This window comes from Streptomyces sp. ActVer (genome assembly GCF_027270795.1).
Taxonomy (GTDB): Bacteria; Actinomycetota; Actinomycetes; order Streptomycetales; family Streptomycetaceae; genus Streptomyces; species Streptomyces umbrinus_A.
Map to the genome: position 1 here is coordinate 1 of NZ_JAPWHT010000424.1, position 8958 is coordinate 8958.

An 8958-nucleotide genomic window follows, 5' to 3' on the forward strand; every position below is an offset into this window, starting at 1 on the left:
CCGGGGAGTCCGGTCACGCCGGGGGAGCCCGGTGTGCCCGAGGTCCCGCGGAAGTTCCGGCGCGACCCTCGGCACAAGATGCTGGGCGGCGTGTGCGCGGGGCTCGGGCGGCACTGTGACATGGACCCGGTGATCTTCCGGATCGTGCTCGCCGTGCTCTCGGCGACCGGCGGCCTGGGCCTCATCTTCTACGGCTTCGCCTGGCTCTTCGTCCCGAACGACGACGAGGACGAGAACGAGGTGCGCAAGCTCCTCACCGGCCGGGTGGACGGCCAGGCGCTGGCGGGCGTGCTGTTCGCCCTGGTCGGCTGCGGTGTGTTCCTCTCCATGCTGACCAACAGCGGCGTGCTGACGTTCGCGACGACGCTCTCGCTGCTCCTCGCCGGCGCCGGGTACTGGTCGCGGCAGCGCGCGACGGAGGACCCCGACCCGCTCGCCGCGCAGGCCGTCGCCGACGCGCCGCCGGAGGCACAGGCACCGCCCGTCCCGGCCTCGTTCCCCTCCTGGTGGCGCGAGCCCATCGTCAAGGACGGCACGTATGTGGGCGGCACGGGCTATCTGTGGGGCCCCAAGGACGTGCGCGAGCGCGACATCGCGGCGGCGATCACCATCGCGCAGGGCGGCGGCCACGGCCGGGACATACGGACCCGGGCGCCCAAGCCGCGCGGCCCCCGCTCGATCGGCGGCTCGGTGTTCCTGCTCGCCCTCCTCGCCGGCCTGCTCGCCACCCGCCTGACCTGGGACGACCGCGCACTGGGCGCCAGCCTGCAGACCGGCCTGGCCTGCGCGCTCGGCGTGCTCGGCCTGGGCATCGCGGTCAGCGCGTTCCGGGGGCGCACGGGAGCGGGGTCGATCTTCCTCGCGATCGTCACGGCGGGCCTGCTGGCGTGCTCGGCGGCACTGCCGAAGAACATCAGCACCCACTGGGTGCGTACGGACTGGACACCGGCCACGGCCGCCGCCGTACAGGAGCAGTACGACCTCGGCACCGGCGTCGGCACGCTCGACCTCAGCCGGATCGACCTGGCCAAGGGCCGGACCGTGACGACGAACGCCGAGGTGGGGATGGGACAGCTCAAGGTGATCCTGCCCAAGGACGTGACGGTGAAGCTGGTGATCGAAGTGGGCGTCGGCGACATCCAGTTGCCGGGCGACGACAAGAAGGACGTGGACGTGGCCCCGGGCAAGCACAAGCAGGTGACGCTCTCCCCCACGGGAGAGAGCACCGACAAGAGCAAGGCAGGCGGCACGCTCGACCTCACCCTCGAAGTCGGCATCGGACAGGCGGAGGTCACCCGTGTCACGTCATGAGTTCCAGCCCGGCCGGCTCATCGCGGGCTTCTTCCTCACCCTCACGGGCGTCATCTACGCCGGAGACGCGGGCGAGGCCTGGGACACCCCGTGGTTCGTGGTGATCCCCCTGGTCACCGGCGGCCTCTGCCTGGCAGCCGCGGCAGGCACCCTGGCCCACGGAGTCCGACGCCGTCAGCGCCGCGCACTCCACACACGGGAGACTCAGGGCCAGGACAGCGCCCCGTAGGGGGCGCGGGGCTCTGACATTTGCGGCTCCGCCGCGGGGCGCGACAAGACCCCACCGGCCCGCAGCCAAGTCACAACGCTTCCAGCGAATCCCTCAATACGCGCCGGCCCGGCGCCGACGCCGAGACCGGATCATCGCATCCACCGAGAACACCGACGCACCGGCGAGCACGATCGGCAGCCAGGCCATCAGGTAGGGAAGATCGTTGCCGTAGTAGTACGGGTCCGACGCCCAGCTCACCGTCAGCCAGAGGCTGAGGGAGATCAGGGCGCCGCCGAACGCGGCAAGACGAGCGAAGAGACCGATCAGTGTGCCGATGCCCACCGCGAGCTCACCGAAGGCGATGGCGTAGCCGAAGCCGACGGGGTTCTTGAGGGCGAGATCGACGAGCGCGGGAATGGCCGACGAGTCGCGCACCGTCCGCATCAGGTCGCCGACCGACCCGGCCCCCGCGTCGTGCATGAAGGCGCTGTCGGTCAGCTTGTCGATTCCCGCGTAGATGAAGGTGACACCGAGGAAGACCCGCAGCGGAAGCAGGGCGTATCGCGTCGCGGCATCCCGCCAGTCACCGCCGCCGTCGTCCCCGTACCCGGAGTGCGTGTCCATTCGCATGCCGTGAGCCATCGCTCTCCGCCGCCTCTCGCCGCCGCCGAACGGTTCACCCCTCAACAGACGATACGTACGACGGCGAGCTCCCGCTCAAGAGCGGACGCACAAATTTTCACCAGGTCCCCCTGAACATCCCTTTTGAACCCGTACGGGAACGGAGGATCCGCATCCGCACGCCATCCTCCGGGGAGATGCCCCTGCGGCGTCCATGCGGGTGGCGGAAGCCGCAGGCCGGGCGCCGCGAGCCGCGGTCACCGCGTCACCGGGCCCGCGGTCACTCCGTCACATCGATCCCCACCCGGTTCGTCTCCAGCCCCGCCGCGGTGACGACCTGTACGTCCACCCGCCCGGGCTCCACATCCGCCGGCACCGGCACGGTGAGCACCGCGTCGGACGGGTTGCTGAACCCGCCGGGCACCGGAACCAGTGGCACATGCACATGCACGGCCCCGATCCGCACCACCATCCGCGACAGCCGGTCCGCGCCCTGCGCCCCGGGCGGCACGAATCCGGCGCCCCGGATCTCGATGTCGTCGCCGGTCCGGATCGGCGCGTCCAGGTCCCCCGCCTCGCGGGCCCGCACGACCGACAGAATCACCGGCCGCCCGCCCTCCGCGTACTTCCCGGCGACATACGTGGCGGCCGACACCAGCACCATCACGGCCAGCCCCCACGGCAGATCGGGCAACTGCTCGGGCCGCCGGGCCAGTCGCACCGCCGCGAAGACCAGCGCGACGGCGCCCACGACCACGTACTGGATGTCGGCGAAGTTGCCCCGGCCCGAGTCGTCGGTGAGGAGATCCGCGGCGCGGGGCCGGCCGGCCCGTACCTTCTGCAGCCGCTGTCCGAGGACGCGCAGCCCCACGACCCGCCGCACGAGCACGGCGATCGCGCACACGACGGCGAGCACGGTCACGATCCCGGCTCCCCGCGCGAGGTCGAGCCCCGCGATCAGGGAGTCCCGCTCGTCGGGGGAGGACGCGCCGGCCAGCCGCCCCGCCAGCACGAGCACGGCGTAGACGACGAACAGCACCCAGCCGACCGCCACGGCACGGGATGTGGACAGCCGGTTGTCCTCGCCGATGACGGGCGCCAGCACCCCGCCCCGCGCCCGGTGGAACCACGAGGCCCCGGTCAGCAGTGCGCTCACGACCACCGCGGCCACCAGCCCCGCGGTCCGCGCGGCCGTCCAGCCCGCCCCGATCGCGGTGAGCGTCTGCACCAGGAGCAGAACGACGACAACTCCCCATACGGCGATGACGGTTCGCCGCCACACCAGGCCGAGCCAGACCTCGCCCTCGGCACGTCCGCGCTCCGCGACGACGTCCGCGGACTGGGTCAGCTCGTCCGACACCCACTGCCTGGATGCCCCGGCCGAATACGCCACGGCCGCGGGCAGCCCCCGCCCGGACGCCAATTCGTCCCGCTTGGAAAGGAATTCGGCAACGGCACGCCGATGCCCCTCGCGTGCCCCGTGCGGACAGTTCCCGCAGGTGCAGCCCCCCTCGTGCCCGCTCCGACCGGCGCCGCGCCCGGCTTCACGCCCCGCGCCCTGTCCAGTCTCCTGCACCGCCACGCCCGTTGCCGCCTTCCAGACCATTGGGTCGAACCCTCATTCACCGCACGCCCCACCGAACCGACCGCACGCCCAACCGATATGCCACGTTCCGATATGTCACGTTCGCACGCCACCGCCGCACCACGGACAGCGGCACGACCACCGGCCCCAGGGCCATCGGTCGCACAGTCAACCCCCGCACATCTGCGCAGCCGCACAACTGCCTCGCGACGACAGCGCATTGTGCCGTACCCCACACCCCGCGCGTCCGCCAGGTCTGCTCAGCGCGGGTGAACCACCCACCCCCGTGTTGACCCGGCTGCGAGAATTCCCGTATGGCCGAGATCATCCAGCGCGACGGGACCTGGGCCTTCGACGGCAGCACGGTCCGGATCACCCCTGGACTGCACCGCTCCGTGCCGCTGTTCCGGCAGACGTACGGAGAGATCGCCGTGCCCCTCGAAGCGGTCGCGGGCGTCGCTTACGAACCCGAACGCAAGCGGGGCCGCCTGCGCCTGAGACTCCGCGAGGGCGCCGACCCGCTGCTCCAGGCGACCGGTGGCCGCCTGCCCGAGCCCGCGGACCCGTACCGGCTGGTGGTGGACATCGACCGCTCTGGCGTCGCCGAGTACGTCGCCGAGGAGATCCGGCGCGCCCTGCTCCTCGAAGAGATTCCCAAGGAACCGGCCAGAACCTACCTCGTGCCGGGCCCTCCCGTCCCCGTCTCGGTCCGTTCCAGCGACGGCACGGTGTCGTTCGACGGCACCCAGGTCCGTATCGACTGGAGCGACACCTCGGACCGGGTGAAGCGCGCGACGGGCCCGCGCATCATCGAGCTGCCGGACCTGGTCCAGGTGGAGTGGCTGCCCAATTCCGGTTACGAGGACGGGTTCCTGCGCTTCGTGACCCGCGACTCGGTGTTCTCCAAACTGCCGCCGGAGAAGGACCCGTTCGCCCTCGACCTGTGGGGCAGTGCCCGCCGCGATCTGCTCACGGCGCTGGTCGCCACCGCGGTCATGGCCCGGCTCCCGCACCCGTCCACCCGGTCCGGCGAGTACGCCCAGGGCGACCCGCCCCGCCTCCCGGCCGCACGCGGGGACGCCGTACCGCAGCTGCCCCGGCAGGGTCACCACGACGTACTTCTGCGCCGCCTCAGGGAGTTGGGCGAACTGCACCGCGACGGCGTGCTCACGGACGAGGAGTTCGCGGCGACGAAGGCGGCGGTGCTGCGGGACTTCTGACACGGGTGACTCGGGAATTCCGGCTGGGGGCTTCCGAATGGAGGGATCGGCTAGCTGAGGAGATCGGGTTCGCTGCGGCTGATGTCCTGCCACAGCGGCTGGTAGTTGATCCACGCCACCAGATCCCCGCCGAGCTGCTCCCGTGTCGCGACCGCCTGCTTGTGGTCGATGAGCACGGGACGGCCCGCCGCGCACGCGGTCAGCTGCACCTGGCACGAGCGCTCCATCGACAGGAACCACCAGGCCGCCGCGTCCACCGAGTCGCCGACGGTCAGCAGCCCGTGGTTGCGCAGCACGAGCGCCTTGCGCGTCCCGAGCCCGGAGGCGATCCGCCGCCCCTCCTCGGCGTCCACGGCGACCCCCGAGTACGCGTCGTACAGCGCGTGGTCCTCGTAGAAGGCGCAGCTCTCCTGGGTGATCGGGTCGAGCAGGTCGCCGAGCGCGGACAGCGCGCGGCCGTGCACCGAGTGGCAGTGGGCGACCGCGACGACGTCCGGCCGGGCGGCGTGCACCTGGGCGTGCACGGTGAACGCCGCCTGGTTCACGTGATAGCGGCCCTCGATCACCTGCCCGTCCTCGTTGGCCATGACCAGATCACTGACCGTGACGTGCTTGAACGGCATTCCGAACGGATTGACCCAGAAACAGTTGCTGTACTCCGGATCGCGCGCGGTGATGTGACCGGAGACCCCGTCCTCGAACCCGAGCCGGCCGAAGAGCCGCAGCGCGCCCGCGAGGCGTTCCTTGCGGTGCCGCCGTTCGTCGTCGAGCGACTCGTGCATGGGCGGCATGGCGAACCGCAGCCGGTCGGTGGGAAGCGGCAGGGGCGGTGTGGGCCCGTGCATATGTCCTCCAGCCCTGAGGTACGGACTCCGTACGTGTTTACGGGCGGGAAGTTACCGGCGGTCAGCGCAGGAGAACAGAGATGTTCGTGAAGAGAGTGCACAACCGTTGCACGGGGTCGCTGGTCTGCCTGTCCGGAGCCAACTATTCGGTCGGGCACCTGCACCGACGCCCCCTGGAGGACCCCCGTGCGCAGTCACCCCCCTACGCTGCGCGGACCGCGTCCCGCGACCGCACCCCCCACCCGCCCATGAAGAGAAACGAGCGCCTTGTCACGGGCATGCTCAGACAGATCGCCACGCGCGACGTGGTCGTCCTGGACGACCTCGGCGGATCCCCCCGCCGCCTCGCCGCGCTCACCTACATCGCCGTGCAGTACGGATTCCGCTACGAGGAGACGAACAGACTCGGCCAGACACTCCAGGTCCGCCTGACCCGCGACCCCCGCCCCGAGGCCCGCGAACGCAGCACGGCCGCCCTCGGCCGCCTCGCCGCAGGCCGCGCTCCGGGCATGCGCCCGGGCACGCTCAAACCACTGCCCGACGTGGCCCCCGCGGTCAGCCTGCTCAAGGCCCGTATCGAGTTCGACTCGCTCGCCGACGACCTGGACTGGCGCCGCAAGGCCGTCTTCATGACCGCCAGCGCGGCCCTGATGGCACTGCTGCTGATCCCTGCGGGCTGGAGGGCCTCGCTCGCCGCGAGCGCCACCATGGCCGCGGTGTTCGCGGTCTTCCTGCGTCTGGAGGTGTTACGGAAGGACCGGCTGGCCCGGCGGCTGCGGTCGGCGGGGCTGATCTGAGCGATCCGACCGAGGAGGAACCCTCCGCCGCAAAGGCGACAGAAAATGTCGGGTATCAGCGTCAGACTCGTCGTATGACTCGGACGACATCGAACTGGGCAGCGATCACCGCCGCGGAACCGGACCTCGCCAAGACCGTCGAGGACCGGTTCTCGGCCTTCACGCACCACATCGTGGCGACCCTCCGCAAGGACGGGTCGCCACGCACCTCGGGACTCGAAGTCCGGTTCCTGAACGGGGAGTTGTGGCTCGGCATGATGCCGGACTCGCTCAAGGCACTGGACCTGCGCCGCGACCCGCGCTTCGCCCTGCAGGCCAATCCGGGTCCCGGCACGGAGATGGCGGGCGGTGATGTACGGATCGCGGGCCGGGCCGTCGAGGTCGAGGACCCGGCGGAGCGCGCCCGGTACGCCGAAGAGGTGGAACCGCCGGAGCCGTTCCACCTCTTCCGCACCGAGCTGACGGAGGTCGTACGGACCTACGTCGAGGACGACACGTATCTGGTCGTCGAGATCTGGAAGCCCGGAGAGCCGGTGCGGACCCTCAAGCGGACGTGACCTTCAGCAGCCCCGGGGCTACTCCCACTCGATGGTGCCCGGCGGCTTCGACGTGACGTCGAGGACGACCCGGTTGACGTCGGCGACCTCGTTCGTGATGCGCGTCGAGATCTTCGCGAGGACGTCGTACGGGAGGCGCGACCAGTCGGCGGTCATGGCGTCCTCGGACGAGACGGGCCGCAGGACGATCGGGTGGCCGTACGTCCGGCCGTCACCCTGGACGCCCACGCTGCGGACGTCCGCGAGCAGCACGACCGGGCACTGCCAGATGTCGCGGTCGAGGCCGGCCGCCGTCAGCTCCTCGCGGGCGATGGCGTCGGCCTCGCGGAGCAGGTCGAGCCGCTCCTTGGTGACCTCGCCGACGATCCGGATACCGAGGCCGGGGCCCGGGAACGGCTGGCGCTGGACGATCTCGTCCGGCAGGCCGAGCTCCTGGCCGACCATCCGGACCTCGTCCTTGAACAGCTTGCGCAGCGGCTCGATCAGCTTGAACTCGAGGTCTTCCGGCAGCCCGCCCACGTTGTGGTGGGACTTGATGTTGGCGGTGCCGGTGCCGCCGCCGGACTCGACGACGTCCGGGTAGAGCGTGCCCTGCACCAGGAAGGCGACCTCGGGACCCTCGTCCGCGATGATCTCGGCCTGCGCCTGCTCGAAGACCCGGATGAACTCGCGCCCGATGATCTTCCGCTTCTCCTCGGGGTCGGAGACCCCGGCGAGCGCGCTGAGGAACCGCTCCTCCGCGTCCACGACCTTCAGCTGTACGCCGGTCGCGGCCACGAAGTCCTTCTCGACCTGCTCGGTCTCGCCCTTGCGCATCAGACCGTGGTCGACGTAGACGCAGGTCAGCTGCGATCCGATGGCCTTCTGGACGAGGGCCGCGGCGACCGCGGAGTCGACACCGCCGGACAGGCCGCAGATGGCGCGCCTGTCGCCGACCTGCTCGCGGATCGCGGCGACCTGCTCCTCGATCACGTTGCCGGTGGTCCAGGACGGGGTCAGGCCCGCGCCCCGGTACAGGAAGTGTTCGAGCACCTGCTGGCCGTGCGTGGAGTGCATGACCTCGGGGTGGTACTGGACCCCGTACAGCCGCTTCTCGTCGTTCTCGAAGGCGGCGACCGGGACGACGTCCGTGGAGGCCGTCACCGAGAAGCCCTCGGGGGCCGCGCTGCACGCGTCGCCGTGGGACATCCACACCGACTGCTCGTCCGGGGTGCCCTCGAAGAGGGTCGAGCGGGACCCCGACTGCGTGACGTGCAGCGGGGTGCGGCCGTACTCGCGGGCGCCGGTGTTGTCGACCGTGCCGCCGAGGGTGGTCGCCATCAGCTGGAAGCCGTAGCACATGCCGAAGACCGGGACGCCGGCCTCGAAGAGGGCGCGGTCCAGGCGGGGCGCGCCTTCCGCGTACACCGACGAGGGGCCGCCGGAGAGGATGATCGCCGCCGGGTTCTTGGCGAGCATCTCCGCGACCGGCATGGTGCTCGGCACGATCTCGCTGTAGACCCGGGCCTCGCGGACTCGGCGGGCGATGAGCTGGGCGTACTGCGCACCGAAGTCGACGACCAGGACGGTGTCGGGGGCGACGGGGGACGCTTCTGGCACGGTTTGCCTTCCGGCGGTTCAGCAGGGATGTGCTCCCGAGTCTAACCGGGCGCCCGGAGCCGCCGTCCCGTCCCTGGGGCTCCGCCCCAGACCCCGTGGGTGCGATTTCGGGTGCGGGCCCGCTGTGGCTGGCCGCGCAGTTCCCCGCGCCCCTGGAAGGCGGGCTGCGCCCCTACTTCCAGGCCGATCCCCTGCCCACCCCTGCCCACCCC

The 8958-nt window shown here is 71.1% G+C and carries 9 protein-coding genes; 5 read left to right on the forward strand and 4 right to left on the reverse strand.

Annotation, left to right across the window (positions count from 1 at the left end):
* The first annotated feature begins 33 nt into the window (after positions 1-33).
* Positions 34-1311 (forward strand): PspC domain-containing protein, encoded by a 1278-nt coding sequence (locus O3Q52_RS42450; RefSeq protein ID WP_269653888.1) that lies wholly within the window; start codon positions 34-36, stop codon positions 1309-1311.
* Positions 1298-1540, forward strand: coding sequence for a hypothetical protein (locus tag O3Q52_RS42455; RefSeq protein ID WP_269653880.1), 243 nt, complete (start codon positions 1298-1300; stop codon positions 1538-1540). The genes O3Q52_RS42450 and O3Q52_RS42455 overlap by 14 nt, the downstream gene beginning before the upstream one ends.
* A gap of 93 nt (positions 1541-1633) precedes the next feature.
* On the opposite strand, the gene O3Q52_RS42460 is transcribed toward O3Q52_RS42455, so the two are convergent.
* A complete protein-coding gene (locus O3Q52_RS42460; RefSeq protein ID WP_269653881.1) occupies positions 1634-2164 on the reverse strand; it encodes a DoxX family protein in 531 nt (176 codons plus the stop codon).
* Between the two features lie 259 nt (positions 2165-2423).
* Complete coding sequence (locus O3Q52_RS42465; protein WP_269653882.1) at positions 2424-3725, reverse strand: hypothetical protein; 1302 nt, start codon at positions 3723-3725, stop codon at positions 2424-2426.
* A gap of 317 nt (positions 3726-4042) precedes the next feature.
* Here O3Q52_RS42465 and O3Q52_RS42470 point away from each other — a divergent pair, with 317 nt between their 5' ends.
* Complete coding sequence (locus O3Q52_RS42470; protein ID WP_269653883.1) at positions 4043-4948, forward strand: DUF4429 domain-containing protein; 906 nt, start codon at positions 4043-4045, stop codon at positions 4946-4948.
* Between the two features lie 50 nt (positions 4949-4998).
* Here O3Q52_RS42470 and O3Q52_RS42475 read toward each other — a convergent pair whose 3' ends face one another.
* The gene (locus O3Q52_RS42475; protein ID WP_269653884.1) at positions 4999-5793 is read right to left on the reverse strand and encodes a class II aldolase/adducin family protein; all 795 of its coding nucleotides are present in this window, start codon (positions 5791-5793) and stop codon (positions 4999-5001) included.
* A 248-nt stretch (positions 5794-6041) separates the two neighbouring features.
* On the opposite strand from O3Q52_RS42475, the gene O3Q52_RS42480 reads away from it, so the two are divergent.
* Together O3Q52_RS42480 and O3Q52_RS42485 are read left to right on the forward strand one after the other, a co-directional pair.
* On the forward strand, positions 6042-6590 hold the full coding sequence (locus tag O3Q52_RS42480; protein WP_269653885.1) for a hypothetical protein: 549 nt from the start codon (positions 6042-6044) through the stop codon (positions 6588-6590).
* A 74-nt stretch (positions 6591-6664) separates the two neighbouring features.
* Positions 6665-7147: a pyridoxamine 5'-phosphate oxidase family protein gene (locus O3Q52_RS42485; protein WP_269653886.1), complete on the forward strand. Its 483-nt coding sequence runs from the start codon at positions 6665-6667 to the stop codon at positions 7145-7147.
* A gap of 18 nt (positions 7148-7165) precedes the next feature.
* On the opposite strand, the gene guaA is transcribed toward O3Q52_RS42485, so the two are convergent.
* Positions 7166-8746 (reverse strand): glutamine-hydrolyzing GMP synthase, encoded by a 1581-nt coding sequence (guaA, locus tag O3Q52_RS42490; RefSeq protein WP_269653887.1) that lies wholly within the window; start codon positions 8744-8746, stop codon positions 7166-7168.
* Between the last annotated feature and the right edge of the window lie 212 nt (positions 8747-8958).